9 protein-coding genes are annotated in these 17,761 nt (G+C 51.7%); 3 read left to right on the top strand and 6 right to left on the bottom strand.

Annotated elements, in window-relative coordinates:
- Positions 1-765: 765 nt before the first annotated feature.
- The 6 genes from BACCOPRO_RS12665 to gltB form a co-directional block, all read right to left on the bottom strand.
- The gene (locus tag BACCOPRO_RS12665; protein ID WP_008144270.1) at positions 766-2,448 is read right to left on the bottom strand and encodes an IdeS/Mac family cysteine endopeptidase; all 1,683 of its coding nucleotides are present in this window, start codon (positions 2,446-2,448) and stop codon (positions 766-768) included.
- A gap of 240 nt (positions 2,449-2,688) precedes the next feature.
- Complete coding sequence (locus BACCOPRO_RS12660; RefSeq protein WP_008144269.1) at positions 2,689-4,878, bottom strand: glutamine synthetase III family protein; 2,190 nt, start codon at positions 4,876-4,878, stop codon at positions 2,689-2,691.
- Between the two features lie 68 nt (positions 4,879-4,946).
- Entirely contained in the window at positions 4,947-6,203 is a 1,257-nt protein-coding gene (locus tag BACCOPRO_RS12655) for an LL-diaminopimelate aminotransferase (protein ID WP_008144267.1), read from the bottom strand.
- 11 nt (positions 6,204-6,214) lie between these two features.
- Positions 6,215-7,030, bottom strand: coding sequence for a diaminopimelate epimerase (gene dapF, locus BACCOPRO_RS12650; RefSeq protein WP_008144265.1), 816 nt, complete (start codon positions 7,028-7,030; stop codon positions 6,215-6,217).
- Positions 7,031-7,046: 16 nt separating this feature from the next.
- Positions 7,047-8,717 carry an asparagine synthase B gene (gene asnB / locus BACCOPRO_RS12645; RefSeq protein WP_008144263.1) on the bottom strand — a complete coding sequence of 557 codons (1,671 nt, stop codon included), beginning with the start codon at positions 8,715-8,717 and terminating at the stop codon, positions 7,047-7,049.
- A 46-nt stretch (positions 8,718-8,763) separates the two neighbouring features.
- Positions 8,764-13,254 (bottom strand): glutamate synthase large subunit, encoded by a 4,491-nt coding sequence (gltB, locus tag BACCOPRO_RS12640; protein ID WP_246497798.1) that lies wholly within the window; start codon positions 13,252-13,254, stop codon positions 8,764-8,766.
- Positions 13,255-13,757: 503 nt separating this feature from the next.
- Here gltB and BACCOPRO_RS12635 point away from each other — a divergent pair.
- From BACCOPRO_RS12635 to BACCOPRO_RS12625, 3 genes are all read left to right on the top strand, one after another.
- On the top strand, positions 13,758-15,776 hold the full coding sequence (locus BACCOPRO_RS12635) for a transketolase family protein (RefSeq protein ID WP_008144260.1): 2,019 nt from the start codon (positions 13,758-13,760) through the stop codon (positions 15,774-15,776).
- Positions 15,776-16,210, top strand: coding sequence for a ribose 5-phosphate isomerase B (gene rpiB, locus BACCOPRO_RS12630; protein WP_008144258.1), 435 nt, complete (start codon positions 15,776-15,778; stop codon positions 16,208-16,210). The genes BACCOPRO_RS12635 and rpiB overlap by 1 nt, the downstream gene beginning before the upstream one ends.
- Before the next feature lie 92 nt (positions 16,211-16,302).
- On the top strand, positions 16,303-17,334 hold the full coding sequence (locus BACCOPRO_RS12625; RefSeq protein WP_008144256.1) for a DUF4468 domain-containing protein: 1,032 nt from the start codon (positions 16,303-16,305) through the stop codon (positions 17,332-17,334).
- The last annotated feature ends 427 nt before the right edge of the window (positions 17,335-17,761 follow it).

The following is a 17,761-nucleotide window of genomic DNA, read 5'->3' as shown; positions in this document are numbered from 1 at the left end:
CAAAAATGTTATATATATAATAAAGAGCAATTGTTGCTGGATTAAATTGTCGTAGTCTACTCTACTATTAGAAAGGAGTAAAAAATGCTATTGGATTACTCCTTTCTTCGGCACTATAAAATATTTTGTGTAAATGGAAAATACGGGATTCAAATACTTAATAATTTCATTGTGTTTATTTTTTAGGTTGTAATCTGTCATTTAATTCTTTGTTTCAATCGTTTAAGCAGAAGGAAAATTCTTATTAGCCTTCCTAATCAATCTCAAATTGATTGCAATGTCCACGGCCCCAACCAAACCAATAAAAGCAGAACCGGCTTCATTGATCTTAAATACAAACCCCGGTCTTATTGTAATCAAGCCCAGTATTTCCATCCGTGAGTTTACAGGACAAAAAAAGTTCTTTATGGCCCGTTGCTGCATGATTGAGACTCCGATTATCCTTGCAAAAATAATCAAAAATTCCGACCCTCAAAATCGACTGCACGATCCGGCCCCAACGACCGCACGATCCGGCCCCAACGACCGCACGATCCGGCCCCAACGACCGCACGATCCGGCCTCAACGACCGCTCGATTCAGCCCCAACGACCGCATAATTTGCCCCCAACGACCGCACGATTCCGGCAGGGTTTCCAGAAGGCTTCGGGCTTTTAAAAAAACGTTTCGGGCTTTCAATGAAAACGCCGAAACGAATCAATGAAAACGTTTCGGCGTTTTTTCCGGACATATAAGTTTCTATTTTCAGGCAAGTTACACAATGGCCTATTTTATCCATTCCCGGCCCAAACTTAACGTACAAAGAGATTCTATGCGGATGGTAAAATCACCCAGACTGTTGGGCACATAGGGATAAAGTTCGGAATTCGAACTGGAATAAGGCAAATATTTCACCTTCATGGCACGGATCGTGCCGCGTGCATCATAGCGTCCGTCGTTGTTGTCCACCATATATAAGGTATCTGCCAGCCCCGATTTGTCGAATGAAACGCCCCATAGGGTAACGGCATGCGTTGACCAGTTTTTGCCCAGATTGATAACGAACATCATACCTTGTCCGGAAGACAATGCATGCTTAACGATACGGTTAAACCCATCACGCGTCAATTCGTAATTCGAGTATTCTTTTCCCAAAGAATTCGTTCCCAGCCAGGAGCGGAAAAAGCCGGCAGACGGATCCACGGGATCTGTTTCATAAATCCGCTTCTGGAATACTCCGTTAAAGAACCAGTTGACGGCTTTCAACGGATACTCTCCCCGGTTGGGAAAATGATTCTTGTAAAGCTGGAAAACCTGACTGTGCAACATGTTGGACGGTACTGCCTCCGGCCCCTGATAAGCCCTGACAGCTTCCGTACCGGCATTTTGTGCCAGCCACCAATGAATCAGATTTGAAGCTGAAGCTGCCCAGCACATCAGTCCGTCATCTCCGGAAGTAATCCCCGACGGATTCACCTTGTTACAGTCAAACCACCCGCAACCATCCGTCCATTTCAGCTGGGTAAGGTCGGCATTCCATTGTTCAGGAAGCGGTTCCTTGATGCCATACACCCAGCGGGTAGTTCCGGAAAAAGCATCAGGCTCTGCTTCCTTCCGGAGACGGATGCGGTAAACAATCTCCTTTCCGGCTTCCAGCCTCTCCAACGGCTGCCCTGCCAGCGACTCCGGTAAAGGCATGGCCAGTTCCTTGTCGCCGATGCGAATCTGTATCCAATCCTCAGAACGCAGGTCACCGGCCTCCTGAGGACACAACAAGGCAGTCCACGTGTTGTCTGATTCCTTCAACGGAGTGACCCACTGATATCCGGCAGGCTCGCCCGATGTTCCTTCCGACAAATCGAAAGGAATCCGGCAGGCTGTGCGGACTCTGATTTCTCCGGCGGCAATCTGATGCCCGTCGAAAGACCCGTCGGGAGATTCCAGCCGGATACGCAACCGGTGAAGCGCATGTCCGAAACATAAAGCAACCGTTTCGCCTGCCTGTACATGTGTCCGTGCCACCAGAAGATCCGAACGGAAATATCCTTCACCGTCCTGTTGTGTCTCGATCCGGTGGACATAAGAGGACTCTGAATCTCCGGCATCATTCACCAGCCTTCCGGAAGGAGAGGCATGCCAGGCCGTAAAAATCACTTCTCCGTTTCCCACTTCACTCCAGGGAACAAACGGCTTCCAGCCATCGGATTCCAGATGAAGGACATAACGGCGGACCAGACCGGAAGTGACATTGTGGGCACTGACCACAATCGTATCGCCCGGAACGAACTCTCCCCTACCGTCCGTCTCAAGCCGGGCCCGTGAAAGATCGGAAACAATGGACCACTTCACATATCCGGAACCTGCCGGACCTGATGATTCCGAGGGAAAGGGTGTACTGCACGATCCACATACAAAAATGGCAACTACAAGGATTGCACGGAGGACAAAGGTTAGCACGGAGATCTTCATGGGCGTTTTTTTAGATATTCAGATTTGAAACATTTACCGATGAAGAAAACAACTTCCAAAGGAAAGTAAAGGTTCGCTACGGCCGGGGTATTTTAAGATTTGTTGGGAAACAAGGCAGAGGAAAGAGGTCCAGCACTCTCAGGCCGGAAAGAAAGAACACAAAAGGGACAAACTGTTTCACAACAGCCTGCCCCCACACCAACAGTCATGTAAAAAAGATCAGAGTTTATTCCTGTCGGCTTATCGTATAAACAGCAGTTCTCTATATTTCGGCAAAGTCCACATCTGATTGTCGACAATCAGTTCCAGCTTGTCAATGTGATAGCGGATTTCCTCCAGCATCGGAGCCACGGTATCGTGATAAGCTACGGCTTTTTCGCGTTCCGTCTCAATCCGGTTAGCCACTTTGCGAGCCTCAATCAGGGCATCTACATGCTCCTTGATGTAAGCCGTATGGGCAGCTATCTCACGGATGATGGCCACGTTTTCAGAAGAAAGACGGGCTGATTCATCTTCGGCAAAAAGCTGTTTCATCTTATAGACATTGTCGATCAGACGTGTCTGGTATTCAATGGCAACGGGTACCACATGGTTCATGGCCAGGTCGCCCAGCACACGGGCCTCGATCTGGATTTTCTTGGTATAGGTTTCCCATTTCACCTCATTGCGGGCTTCCAGTTCCTTGCGGGTCATTACGCCGGTAGATTCAAACATCCGTACGCTTTCGGGAGTCAGATACTGGTCGAAGATCACCGGACAGCTCGTTTCGCAATCCAGTCCGCGGCGGGCGGCTTCGGCCTTCCATTCCTCGCTATAACCGTTGCCGTCGAAACGGATAGGTTTGCATTCCTTGATGTAACGGCGGAGTACCCGGATGATGGCCGAAACCTTGGGCTCACCTTCTCCGATCAGGCGCTCTACTTCCTGATGGAAATCCGTCAACTGTTCGGCCATTGCGGTATTCAGGGCAATCATTGCGCTCGCACAGTTGGCTTCCGACCCGACGGCGCGGAACTCGAACCGGTTACCAGTGAAAGCAAAAGGTGAAGTACGGTTACGGTCGGTATTGTCAATGAGCAGTTCCGGAATCTGGGGAATATCCAGCTTCATGCCGTGCTTTCCTCCCAGGCTCACCAGTTCGTCGGCGGCACTTTCTTCCATGTGGTCGAGCACCTTGCTCAGCTGAGTTCCCAGGAAAGAAGAGATGATGGCAGGAGGTGCTTCGTTGGCTCCCAGACGATGGGCATTCGTGGCACTCATGATAGAGGCTTTAAGCAGACCGTTGTGGCGATAGACGGCCATCAGGGTATTAACCACGAAGGTGATGAAACGAAGGTTTTCTTCGGCGGTCTTTCCCGGAGCCATCAGCAGGACACCCGTATCGGTTCCCAGTGACCAGTTGTTATGCTTGCCCGAACCGTTGACACCCTTGAAAGGTTTCTCGTGCAGCAACACGCGGAATCCGTGTGAACGTGCAATCTTGCGCATGAGCGACATGATCAGCATGTTGTGGTCAACGGCCAGATTACATTCTTCGTAGATCGGGGCCAGCTCAAACTGATTCGGAGCAACCTCGTTGTGACGGGTTTTGACAGGAATACCCAGTTCGAGTGCCTGGATTTCCAGATCCTTCATAAAGGCGGCCACACGGGCAGGAATGGCTCCGAAATAGTGGTCTTCAAGCTGCTGGTTCTTCGATGCTTCGTGTCCCATCAGGGTACGTCCGGTCAGTAACAGGTCGGGACGGGCAGCATACAGACCTTCGTCAACCAGGAAGTATTCCTGTTCCCATCCCAGATAGGAAACGACTTTCTTTACTTCCGGATCGAAATAACGGCATACGGCAACGGCGGCCTTGTTGACGGCATGAAGAGCCTTCAGCAGAGGAGCTTTATAGTCAAGTGATTCACCGGTATAGGCGATGAAAACGGTAGGAATGCACAAGGTGTCATCAACCACGAAAACAGGTGAAGAAGGATCCCAGGCACTATATCCGCGTGCTTCGAAGGTGTTGCGGATTCCGCCGTTCGGGAAGGAAGAGGCGTCCGGTTCCTGCTGGACGAGTAATTTGCCGGAAAATTCTTCCATCATGCCTCCCTTTCCGTCGTGTTCCACAAAGGCATCGTGCTTTTCGGCCGTACCTTCGGTCAATGGCTGAAACCAGTGGGTGTAGTGTGTGGCACCCTGTTCCATGGCCCAGCGTTTCATACCTTCCGCCACCTGATCGGCCGTAGCCCGGTCAAGAGCAGCTCCGTTATCCATTGCATCTACCAGCTTGTTGAATACGGGAGTCGGAAGATATTTGAACATCTTCTCGCGGTTGAAAACATGTTTCGCGAAGTATTCGTCCGGACGTTCCGAAGGAGTCTTTACTTCGATTGGCTTAGCCGCAAAAGCCTTTTCTACTACGCTAAATCTTAATCTTGACATAATCAAAAATGGTTTTTCCGTTCTATATATTCTATTTTTGTCTTTATTCTTCCGATGAATGGCCTTCCTCAGAGCGAGCTTTTCCCGGCAGATGAAAATCCTTTCCGGCGGATCCGCTCCATGGCTTCCAGACAATCTTCACGCTGACCGAAGGCCGTAAGCCGCAGATATCCTTCACCGCTGGGACCGAATCCGGAACCGGGAGTGCCGACTACGTTCATTTCGTGAAGCAGATGATCAAAGAATTCCCAGGAAGTCATTCCTTCGGGTGCCTTGAGCCAGAGGTAAGGAGAGTTCACACCGCCGTAAACCGTCAGACCTGCCTCACGGAAACCTTCACGCATGATGCGGGCGTTTTCCTTGTAATAGGCGATGGTTTCTTCCACCTGACGGCGGCCTTCGGGAGTGTAGATGGCCTCGGCACCGCGCTGGGTGATGTAACTCGTTCCGTTGAACTTGGTACACTGGCGACGGTTCCAGAGGGGATTAAGGGCAACCCGCCGGCCGTCTTCCGTGCGTGCGGTCACCTTTTCAGGTACGACCGTATAGCCGCAACGTACTCCGGTGAAGCCGGCCGTCTTCGAAAAGCTCCGCACCTCGATGGCCACCTGTTCCGCACCGGGGATTTCATAAATGGAATGGGGCACGTCCGGTTCACTGATGAAGGCTTCGTAAGCGGCATCGAAAAGGATCAGCGCGTCGTTGTCCAGGGCATAGTCCACCCATTTCTTCAACTGCTCACGGGTGAGAGTCGTACCCGTCGGATTATTGGGATAACACAGGTAAACCAGATCTACCCGATGATCGGGAAGTTCGGGAACAAACCCGTTCTCACCGGTACAAGGCAGGTAAGTGACCTTGCTCCACAAACCGTCCGCTCCGGCAACTCCCGCACGTCCGCACATGACATTACTGTCCACATACACCGGATATACCGGATCGGTGATGGCGACGAGATTATCCTGACGGAAAAGTTCGGTAAGGTTTCCCAGGTCGCTCTTCGCTCCGTCGCTGATAAAGATTTCCGACGGACTGAGAGTAATGCCCCGCTCTTCGAAGTCGTGTTTCAGAATGGCTTTGATCAGGAAGTCATATCCCTGTTCCGGTCCGTAGCCGTGAAATGTACGGGCATCCGCCAGTTCCCTGACGGCCCGGCACATCGCCTCGATGCAAGCCTGGGGAAGCGGACGGGTCACGTCGCCGATTCCCAGACGGATCAGACGTACCTGCGGATGGGCGGCCTCAAAGGCCTTTACCTTGCGGGCCACTTCCGAAAAGAGGTAGCTTCCCTGAAGTTGTAAAAAGTGTTCGTTTACAAATGCCATAGTCTATTGTTTCATTTTGAAGGTTCATACTCTATTTCTCCGTCGAACACCTTCCCTGCCGGACCTCCCATCAGGAGATGTCCGTCGGCCTCATTCCATTGCAGATGAAGGGTTCCTCCGTCCATCGTGACGTCCGATTCACGTCCGCATCGCCCCGTAAAGGCCGCGGCCACGGCGGTAGCACAAGCTCCCGTACCGCATGCCAGGGTGATGCCTGATCCGCGTTCCCATACACGCATCCGGATATGACTCCCGTCAATCACCTGGGCAAACTCCACATTCACCCGGTCGGGAAACAAAGGATGGTGTTCCAGAAGCGGACCGACTTCGGAAAGCCGGACGTCACTTACCTGGTCCACGAAGATCACCAGATGCGGGTTTCCCATGGATACGGCTATCCCCTGGGAATACCCGTACCCCTCCCCCAGATCCACGGGAGTGATACCGGTGGGAATTCCCATATCTACCGTCACCGACTCAACCACCCGCTCATCATTTACCCGGAGATTCAGAATCTTGATGCCCGAACGGGTCTCCAGAGCCACCCGGGTCTTCTGTGTCAGACCGTTTTCGTACACATATTTTCCGATGCAACGGGAAGCATTTCCACACATCATGGCTTCCGACCCGTCGGCATTGAAAATCCGCATGCTGAAGTCTCCTTCCTCCGAAGGACCGATCAGTACCAGTCCGTCACTACCGATTCCGGTGTGCGGACGGCTCCATTCCTGTGAAAGGCGTTCCGGTTCTTCCAGCGGATAAAGGAAGGTATTGACATAGATGTAGTCATTGCCTGCCCCCTGCATCTTGGTAAATTTCACTTTCATAATCTCTCTCTTGTTATCAACCTTTGTAGGCGTCTTCGTGGATTCCGGCCACGGCACGCCCGCTCGGTTCGTTCATATTCTTGAAATGTGCGTCCCAGGCCAGCGCTTCCGCGGTGGAACATGCCACACTCGGCACACTGGGTACGCTCCGTGCTGCACTTTCGCTGGGGAAATGTTCCTCGAAAATGCTCCGGTAATAATACTCTTCCTTGTTGCGCGGAGGATTGATGGGGAAACGCTCGGCCGCATGACTCATTTCCTCGTCGCTTACGGCCTGAGAGGTCATCTCGCGGAGCGTATCGATCCAGCTGTATCCTACTCCGTCACTGAACTGTTCTTTTTGTCTCCAGGCTACGCTCTCGGGCAACTTGTCGGCAAAGGCTTCGCGGACAATCTTTTTCTCGATGGTCTTTCCCGGACACATCTTCGCTTCGGGATTGAGACGCATTGCTACATCCAGGAATTCCTTGTCGAGGAAAGGAACACGGCCCTCCACACCCCATGCGGCCAGTGACTTGTTGGCTCTCAGGCAATCATAGAGATGAAGACGGGAGAGTTTCCGCACCGTTTCTTCATGGAATGCCTTCGCATCGGGTGCCTTGTGGAAATAGAGATAGCCGCCAAACACTTCATCGGCTCCTTCGCCGCTAAGCACCATCTTGATGCCCATACTCTTGATGACACGGGCCAGCAGATACATCGGAGTGGACGCACGGACCGTCGTAACATCATAGGTCTCGATGTAGTAGATCACATCTCGCAAGGCATCCAGTCCCTCCTGAAGGGTGTAATGTATCTCGTGATGCACGGTACCGATATAGTCGGCCACTTCACGCGCTTTCGCCAGATCGGGAGCTCCTTCCAGTCCGATGGCGAAGGAATGCAACTGGGGCCACCAGGCTTCCTTGGTTCCGTCCGTTTCAATGCAGTGGGAAGCAAATTGCTTGGCCACGGCCGAAATTACGGAGCTGTCCAGCCCGCCGGAAAGAAGAACTCCGTAAGGAACGTCACTCATCAGCTGACGGCGGACGGCTTCTTCCAGCGCATCCCGCAACTGGCTCACGGAAGCTCCGTTGTCCTTCACGGCATCATAGTCCATCCAGTCACGTACGTACCAGCGTTTCATCTTTCCCTCGCGTCCGGAATAATAATGTCCAGGAAGGAAAGGCTCATAGCGCTGACAATATCCTTCGAGCGCCTTCAGTTCACTGGCGCAATACACCGTTCCGTCCTCGTCGTAACCGATATACAGGGGAATCACGCCAATGGGATCGCGGGCAATCAGGAAATCATCCTTTTCTTCGTCATAAAGGGCAAAGGCGAAAATTCCGTTCAGTTCCTCCAGGAAAGAAATACCTTTGTCGCGATACAAGGCCAAAATCACCTCACAATCACTTCCCGTCTGGAAATGATAGCGTCCTTCATACCGCTTGCGGATGTCACGGTGATTATAGATCTCGCCGTTGACCGCCAGAATCTGCCGGCGGTCCATCGAATAAAGAGGCTGGCCTCCGCTCTGGGGATCGACGATCGAAAGACGCTCGTGAGCCAGAATTGCCGTACCTCCACAATAAATTCCGCTCCAGTCGGGACCGCGATGACGGATCTTGCGCGCCATCGACAAAGCTTTGTTTCTCCATTGGGGAGTCTGTTCCCTGACATTGAATACACCCACAATTCCACACATATCGATTTCTATTTTAAAGGGTTATTATAATTCCGGACATCCGGCATCAATATACACTCTGCATCTCTTCCCGGCTTTCACGCATCCGTGAAGCTTCGGCCAAGCGCTTCTTATACTCAAAGGGGATCACACGGACAAACTCGCCCAGGCTGCGCTCCCAATGATTGAGCAGGGAATGTGCCAGCGAAGAACCGGTCTGGAAATAATGTTTGCGCACCAGCTCATGCAATTCCTCGCGGGAAGCCTTGTCTTCCACCAGGGAAAGTTCTACCATCTCCATGTTGCAGAAATAGTCGAAGTTCCGGTCCGGATCCCAGACATAGGCCACGCCACCGCTCATACCTGCCGCAAAGTTTCTTCCGGTTGAGCCCAGCACGACGACACATCCGCCCGTCATGTACTCGCAACAATGATCGCCTACTCCTTCCACCACGGCTACGGCTCCCGAGTTACGCACGGCAAAACGTTCACCGACCTGACCGTTGATATAGACTTCTCCGGAAGTGGCTCCATAGAGCAGGGTATTGCCTGCTATGACATTCTCCTCGGCACGGAAAGTTGCCTCCCGCGGAGGACATACCGTAATCGTACCTCCACTCAGGCCCTTGCCCAGGTAATCGTTGGCTTCGCCTTCCAGACGGAAATGGATTTCCGGTACGAGAAAGGCTCCGAAACTCTGGCCGGCCGACCCGTGAAAGGTGATGTGAAGACTCCGTTTTCCCAGTCCGGCCTGCCCGTAACGGCTGACCACTCCGCCCGACAACATTGCTCCTACGGAACGGTCCGTATTGGCCACCGTATACTCCAGCGTAACGTCTCCGCTTTTCTCCAGTTCCGCAAAAGAGGCGGAAATGAGTTCACGGTCCATTACGTGATCAATCTCATGCAACTGACCGGATACATGGCAAAGGGCTGAATCGTTATTTACCCGGCATAGAATCCGTGAGAAGTCAAGCAGAGCTTCCTTGCTTCCCGCCTCACGGGGAGCGATCTCAATCAGATCCGTACGTCCCACAATATCCTCCAGACGGGTGAAACCCATCTCGGCCAGATACTCGCGCACCTCCTGTGCCAGGAAGCGGAAATAATTGACCACATACTCATAATGTCCGCGGAAACGTTCACGCAACTTAGGATCCTGAGTGGCCACTCCCACCGGACAGGTGTTGGCATGACACTTGCGCATCATCACACATCCCAGAACAATCAGAGGAGAGGTTCCGAAAGCAAACTCATCGGCTCCCAGAAGAGCCATGCTGATGACATCGCGTCCGGTCTTCAACCGGCCGTCGGCTTGAAGACGTACCATCCCGCGAAGCTTGTTAAGTACCAGAGTCTGCTGGGCCTCGCTCACTCCCATTTCAGGAGAAGTTCCGGCATAGCGTACCGAAGATGCCGGCGAAGCACCCGTACCTCCCTCGGCACCGGAGATCACAATCAGGTCGGCCTTGGCTTTAGCTACACCCGCCGCAACGGTTCCCACTCCGCTTTCGGCCACCAGCTTCACGCTGATCTGGGCACGGGGATTCACATTCTTGAGATCGAAAATCAGCTGAGCCAGATCTTCAATGGAATAAATATCGTGATGAGGCGGAGGAGAAATCAGCGATATGCCCGGAATGGAATGACGCGTACGGGCTATTACTTCATCTACTTTGAATCCCGGAAGCTGGCCGCCTTCACCGGGCTTGGCTCCCTGAGCCACCTTGATCTGGATCTCTTCGGCATGTACCAGGTATTCCGTAGTCACACCGAAACGTCCGGAAGCCACCTGTTTGGTCTTGCTCGACAGGGAAATGCCGTCGAACGTTTCACTGAACCGGGCGGGATCCTCTCCACCTTCTCCCGTATTGCTCCGGCTTCCGAGCTTGTTCATGGCCAGCGCCAGTGCTTCGTGAGCCTCCTTGCTGATCGCTCCGAAAGAAATTGCTCCCGTGACGAACCGTCTGACGATGTCTTCCACCGGTTCCACCTGTTCCAACGGAATGGGGTTGCGGCGGAAACGGAAGAAATCACGCAGGAACAAAGGTTCTTCTTTCCGGTCAACCATCGCGGTAAATTCCTTAAACTTGGTATAACTTCCCAGACGGGTAGCCACTTGCAGAGCTTTGATTACCGAAGGTGTCCAGGCGTGTTTCTCACCTCCCTTGCGATATGCAAACTGACCGATATCGGGCAGGCTATCCTCACAGGGAGTTTCTTCACCGGCCGGATGATCACTTTCTCCTTCAGACCAGGCTGCCTGATGGAAAGCCAGACAATCATGGGCCACTTCCTTCAGACCAATACCTCCGATGGTAGACACCGAGGTTCCAAAATAATCACGCAGGAGTTCGGCTCCTACACCCACGGCTTCGAAAATCTTCGCTCCGCGGTAAGAGCGGATGGTACTGATACCCATCTTGCTCATAATCTTATAAAGTCCCTTGCACAGGGCGCGTACATAGTTCTTTTCGGCGGTTTCATAGTTGAGCTGGACTTCCCCCCGGGCCACCAGACTGTCAAGCACGGCAAAAGCCATATAAGGATTGATGGCACTCGCACCATAACCAAGTAAGAGAGCAGCATGCATCACCTCACGGATCTCTCCGCTTTCAACAATCAGCGCGGTTTGGACACGCTTCTGGACACCGATCAGATGGTGATGAACCGCACTTACGGCCAGCAGAGAAGGAACGGGCGCATGAGCGGCATCAATTCCCCGGTCGGTAAGCACGATATAGTTGGCTCCGTCATCAACGGCCTTTTCCGCCCTGCGGCAAAGGTCATCAAGAGCTTCGCGCAAGCCATCCTCTCCGCGGGAAGCGTCGAAAACCATCTGGAGGCGGACTGCATCAAATCCTTTGTAACGGATATGGCAAAGCAAATCAAGCTGGGCATTGGTAAGCACCGGATGAGGCAGACGAACCATCTTGCAATGACTCTCGGCAGGCTGGAGAATATTGCTTCCCACGGCACCGATATATTCGGTAAGTGACATGACCAGTTCCTCACGAATGGGATCAATGGGAGGGTTGGTCACCTGAGCAAATTGCTGGCGGAAATAGCTGAAAAGAAGCTGGGGACGACGTGAAAGAACAGCCAGAGGTGCATCATTACCCATGGATGCGGTAGGTTCCATGCCATTGACACACATGGGAACCAGAGTCTTGGAGATATCCTCACGGGTATAGCCGAAAGCACGCAGACGGCGGGAATAGTCGTCAACGGAAACCGGAACCTTACGTCCGCTACGCAAGGCATCCAGCTCAATGCGGTTGGCTTCAAGCCAGCTCCGGTAAGGATGCTCACCGGCCAGACTCTCCTTGAGTTCGGCATCATAGTACACCCGTCCCTCACGCGTATCAACCATCAGAATCTTGCCAGGCTGGAGACGTCCCTTCTCACGGATCTCTGCCGGATCAATGGCAAGCACTCCGGCTTCGCTCGCTACCACCATCGTATCATCACGGGTAATCAGATAGCGGGCAGGACGGAGTCCGTTACGGTCAAGCATACCTCCGGCATAACGTCCGTCACTGAAAAGAATGGCGGCCGGTCCGTCCCACGGTTCCATCAGAATGGAATGATATTCATAGAAAGCCTTCAGAGAATCACTGATCGGATTCTTGCTATTGAACGACTCAGGCACGAGCATCGCCATGGCATGAGGAAGGCTCAGTCCGGAATGAAAGAAAAACTCAAGCGCATTGTCAAGTGAAGCACTGTCGCTCATGCCCAGCTGAAGAATAGGACGTATGTCGGCCACATCTCCCAGACGGGAACTGGAAAGCACACTTTCGCGGGCCTCCATCCATCCGCGGTTTCCCCGGATCGTATTGATCTCGCCGTTGTGAGCAAGCAGACGGAAAGGTTGTGCCAGACTCCATGCCGGCAAGGTATTGGTACTGAAACGGGAATGAACAATGGCCAGTCCGCTCGTAAAACAAGGATGACTCAGATCGCAGAAATACTCCCGAAGCTGAACAGACGAAAGCATCCCCTTGTAGACAATCAGCCGTGAAGACAAAGAAACAATATAAAAGTCCTGATGAGCCACGCGCCGTTCAATCCGCTTGCGAGCCCGATAAAGAGCAAGTTCAAGCTCATCACCTCTCAGAGTTCCACGAACAAAAATCTGACAGATAACAGGCTCGGACGCACGGGCAGCTTCTCCCAGTATGGACGAACGCACAGGAACCTCACGCAAAGGCATCATCTGCAAATCTCCGGCTTCGAACTCAGAAGCCATCACCTTCAGAATCTCTTCCCGTGAAGAAGGATCCAGGGGGAGAAACACCAGCCCCGTTCCATATGCTCCCTGCTCGGGTACAGGAATCCCCTGAAGAAGAATAAACTCGTGAGGAATCTGAAGCAAAATACCCGCTCCGTCACCCGTCTTGTTGTCGGCTCCCTCTGCTCCCCGGTGCTTCATATGCTCCAGCACCGTCAAAGCCGAATCAACCAATGCATGAGATTTGATGCCATGAATGTTTACAATCATTCCCACCCCGCATGCATCATGTTCGTACGACGCATCATACAAGCCTTCCGACATACAGAAAGAGCGATTATATCCGGAACCACCATCTCTGACATAATATTGCTGTTTTACGATTTTCTCTTTCATTTTCAAACCGAATTTCTGTTTTCACTTTTTATTTGTCCACAAAATTAGAAGTCTTCTTTCATAAAGCAAAGAGAGAAACCGATTTTCAGAAAAGAAAATGAAGAATGGAATATCGTAAATTTCATTTTATTACTTAACACAATGCATTTATATCAATTTATCACATAATAAACGAAATACAAACAAATATATAACATAAACAAAGAAAATTCAGATTTAATGACATAAATCAATTCCATCCCCATTACCTATATTATTATAAAGCCGCCCATACAATGACCCCGCAACGGCTATCTCCATTCCCTCCGGAAATTCTTCAATCCCCCTGAACACCCCGACAAGAAATGCAGATTTCGGGACAAGTTTAGCGGAAAATAGCAATGAAACGTCCAAAAATTACTATCTTTGCAAAAGAAATAACATTTTAACAAATGAAGAACGATAACACATTAATGAATCACGCAGCCGACAACATCCGTATCCTGGCTGCTGCAATGGTAGAAAAAGCAAAGTCCGGCCATCCGGGTGGTGCCATGGGTGGAGCTGACTTCATCAATGTCCTGTATGCAGAATATCTGCAATATGACCCCGCCAACCCAAAATGGGAAGGACGCGACCGGTTCTTCCTTGACCCGGGACACATGTCGCCCATGTTGTACGCACAGCTCGCCATGACGGGCAAGTTCACCATGGATGAACTGAAAAACCTGCGCCAATGGGGATCACCCACTCCGGGACATCCCGAAGTAGACGTTATGCGAGGCATCGAAAACACTTCCGGTCCGCTGGGACAAGGCCATGTCTTCGCCATCGGAGCTGCCATCGCCGCCAAATTCCTGGCTGCACGCACCGGAAATCCTACTTTTGAAAAAGAAACCATCTATGCCTACATCTCCGACGGAGGCATACAGGAAGAAATATCCCAGGGTGGAGGACGTATTGCCGGACATCTGGGACTGGACAACCTGATCATGTTCTATGACGCCAACGACATCCAGCTCTCGACAGAGACCGGAGAAGTCATGACGGAAGATACCGCCATGAAATACCGCTCCTGGGGATGGCACGTCATCGAAATAAACGGAAACGACTGCCAGCAGATCCGCCAGGCTCTCGACGAAGCCAAAGCCGAAAACCAGCGTCCGACTCTGATCATCGGTAAATGCATCATGGGTAAAGGCGCACGCAAGGCCGACAATACTTCTTACGAACACAGTTGCAAAACCCACGGAGCACCCCTGGGAGGAGATGCCTACAAGAACACCATCCTCAACCTGGGAGGAGACCTGGAAAACCCGTTCGTAATCTTCGACGACGTGAAAGAAATGTATGCCCGCCGCGAGGAAGAACTGAAAGCCATCGTAGCTGAGCGCCACCGCGAAGAACAGGCCTGGGCAGAAGCCAACCCTGAAAAAGCCGCACAACAGGCTGAATGGTTCAGCGGAAAGGCTCCACGCATCGACTGGAACTCCATCGAACAGAAGGCAGGCGACGCTACCCGCAACGCATCGGCCAAAGTACTCGGCCTGCTTGCCGAACAGGTGCCCAACATGATCTGTTCATCAGCCGACCTTTCCAACTCCGACAAGACCGAAGGATTCCTCAACAAAACCCATGCCTTCGCCAAGGGCGACTTCAGCGGCGCATTCCTCCAGGCAGGAGTAGCCGAACTCACCATGGCATGCTGCTGTATCGGTATGACCCTCCACGGAGGTGTGATCTCCGCCTGCGGAACCTTCTTCGTATTCTCCGACTACATGAAACCTGCCATCCGTATGGCCGCGCTCATGAAACTTCCCGTGAAGTTCATCTGGTCACACGATGCTTTCCGTGTAGGTGAAGACGGACCTACCCACCAGCCCGTAGAACAGGAAGCACAGATCCGCCTGATGGAAAAAATCAAGAACCACGACGGCAAGAACTCCATGCTCGTACTCCGTCCCGCCGATGTGGACGAAACTACCGTATGCTGGAAGCTCGCCATGGAAAATACCGACACCCCTACCGGCCTGATCTTCTCACGCCAGAACGTCAACAGCCTGCCCGCAGGAACCAACTACGCCGAAGCAGCCAGGGGAGCTTACATCGTAAGCGACTCTGAAGGTACTCCCGACGTGATCCTCGTAGCATCCGGATCAGAAGTGTCTACCCTCGTAGCCGGAGCCGAACTCCTCCACAAGGACGGTATCAAGACACGTATCGTATCCGTACCTTCCGAAGGACTCTTCCGGAGCCAGAGCAAAGAATATCAGGAAAGCATCATCCCCGCCGGAGTCAAAGTATTCGGCCTTACCGCCGGACTTCCCGTCAACCTGGAAGGACTGGTAGGAGCCAACGGAAAAGTATGGGGACTCGACTCTTTCGGCTTCTCAGCTCCCTACAAGGTACTGGATGAAAAATTAGGCTTCAACGCCGAAAATGTGTATAACCAAGTAAAAGCAATGTTCTGATGAAAATAATAGGATTGGCTTCCGACCATGCCGGATTCGAACTGAAAGAATTCGTGAAACAATGGCTGGAACAAAAAGGATGGGAATATAAAGATTTCGGTACCTACTCAACCGCCAGCTGCGACTATCCCGACTTCGCTCACCCACTGGCCGAAGCCGTAGAAGCAGGCGAATGCTATCCGGGCATCGCCATCTGCGGAAGTGGAGAAGGAATCAGCATGACCCTCAACAAACACCAGGGAATACGCGCCGCACTCTGCTGGATCCCCGAAATCGCCCGGCTTGCCCGCCAGCACAATGACTCCAATGTGCTCGTAATGCCCGGAAGATTTATCGATACAGCAACCGCCGACCAGATCATGACCGAATTCTTCAACACCGCTTTCGAAGGAGGACGTCATCAGGCACGTATCGACAAGATCCCCGTAAAATAAAGACATTGTCTTAAAATAACAAAAAAGGAGAAGCAGAAAACTGCTTCTCTTTTTTATTTTCTATCTTTGTGCAAAGTTAAATAGAGAAAACCATGAAAAAAATCTTACTGATCCTTCTGGCCTGCCTTCCTCTGTTCGCCATCGCGAAAGACAACAAGGAGAAAAACAACTCCGATCCCAAATACCTGGCAGGCGCACTTACCTATGAAGACGGAAAAATTACCTTCACCCGGGAAATCAACGCTCCCGGACTCTCAAAAGATGAAATTTACCAGCGTATGCTCGACTGGGCCAACGAACGCTTCCAGCCCGAAGACGGCATGCAGAGCCGCGTAGTCTACACCAACAAGGAAGACGGAGACATCGCCGCATCGGCCGAAGAATGGATGGTATTCTCCTCTACGGCCCTTTCGCTCGACCGCACCCGGGTCTACTACCAGCTCACGGCAAAAGCCGGCGACGGACAATGTCTGCTGACCATGAGCCGCATCCGCTACTGGTATGACGAAGCCCGCGACGGAGGCGAAAAATATACCGCCGAAGAGTGGATCAACGACAAAATGGCACTGAACAAGAAACAGACCAAGCTGGCTCCCATCTGCGGCAAATTCAGACGCGAAACCATCGACCTGAAAGACGAGCTTTTCCTCGCGGCCACCAACGCACTGGGACAGGCAGCACTTGCCGCTCCCGCCATACCTGCAACCCCTGTCGTACCGGCAACTCCTTCAGGCAAGCTTCAGGACATCAGCTTTGCCCAGCTTCCGGCCAACCTGAACGAAATGACCAAAGACGGACGCATCACCCTTACGGCCAACGATGAAGTTATCGACATCAAAGCCGAAAACTGGGGAGGATTCGGACAGATGTTCAACAAGAACGTTTCCTACCTGCTCATCGACCAGAGCCGTTATGCAGCCAGCACCCTGATGGAACACAACGACACCTACCGCATTTCGTTCTATACCGCCCGGGGCACCGAGCCTGCCGTGGTTATCGAATGCCGGAAATCTACTACCCAGAAAATGTCGGCCGAAGAACTGAAATCACTTAACCAGTCCATTGATCCGTCGAAAGAATATACCCTGTACATCGGAGAAATCACCCGCATACAGGCACGGTAAGAACCGGATTTTAAAGCATAAAACGATATAAAAAGTTTTATTTCATAAGTCTGCTACACGCATCACGAACAACATTCCTGAAACAAAATACAATTAATCAGAAATGTCATTCAAGAATGTATGCAGCAGACTTTTTTTTGCAGACAGATATTTAATTTGAAAACTCCTTTACAACCTTACTCTCTACATTGTTTTAAAGAAAAACACTGCTAGCCCAGATCCTTCTTAACCCTCTATTCAATACAACCGAATCGTGCGGTCGTTAGGGCTGAATTATGCGGTCGTTGAGGCCCAATCGTGCGGTCGTTGGGGCTCAATCGTGCGGTCGTTGTGAAGGCACTCTTAGTATGATTATAGATCATAGGTAATCAGAGAGAGAATCATCCACAAAATAAGCGGATCACCGTCACGCTCCAAAAAGGCGAAG

It is taken from the genome of Phocaeicola coprophilus DSM 18228 = JCM 13818, assembly GCF_000157915.1.
GTDB classification, from domain to species: domain Bacteria; phylum Bacteroidota; class Bacteroidia; order Bacteroidales; family Bacteroidaceae; genus Phocaeicola; species Phocaeicola coprophilus.
This window is presented reverse-complemented; position numbering and strand designations above follow the sequence as displayed.

What these genes read in the sequence shown, in the direction of transcription:
- BACCOPRO_RS12665 (WP_008144270.1), bottom strand. Translation starts at nt 2,448, where the DNA reads ATGAAGATCTCCGTGCTAACCTTTGTCCTCCGTGCAATCCTTGTAGTT.
- rpiB (WP_008144258.1), top strand. Translation starts at nt 15,776, where the DNA reads ATGAAAATAATAGGATTGGCTTCCGACCATGCCGGATTCGAACTGAAA.
- BACCOPRO_RS12655 (WP_008144267.1), bottom strand. Translation starts at nt 6,203, where the DNA reads ATGGCATTTGTAAACGAACACTTTTTACAACTTCAGGGAAGCTACCTC.
- gltB (WP_246497798.1), bottom strand. Translation starts at nt 13,254, where the DNA reads ATGTCGGAAGGCTTGTATGATGCGTCGTACGAACATGATGCATGCGGG.
- BACCOPRO_RS12660 (WP_008144269.1), bottom strand. Translation starts at nt 4,878, where the DNA reads ATGTCAAGATTAAGATTTAGCGTAGTAGAAAAGGCTTTTGCGGCTAAG.
- BACCOPRO_RS12635 (WP_008144260.1), top strand. Translation starts at nt 13,758, where the DNA reads ATGAAGAACGATAACACATTAATGAATCACGCAGCCGACAACATCCGT.
- asnB (WP_008144263.1), bottom strand. Translation starts at nt 8,717, where the DNA reads ATGTGTGGAATTGTGGGTGTATTCAATGTCAGGGAACAGACTCCCCAA.
- BACCOPRO_RS12625 (WP_008144256.1), top strand. Translation starts at nt 16,303, where the DNA reads ATGAAAAAAATCTTACTGATCCTTCTGGCCTGCCTTCCTCTGTTCGCC.
- dapF (WP_008144265.1), bottom strand. Translation starts at nt 7,030, where the DNA reads ATGAAAGTGAAATTTACCAAGATGCAGGGGGCAGGCAATGACTACATC.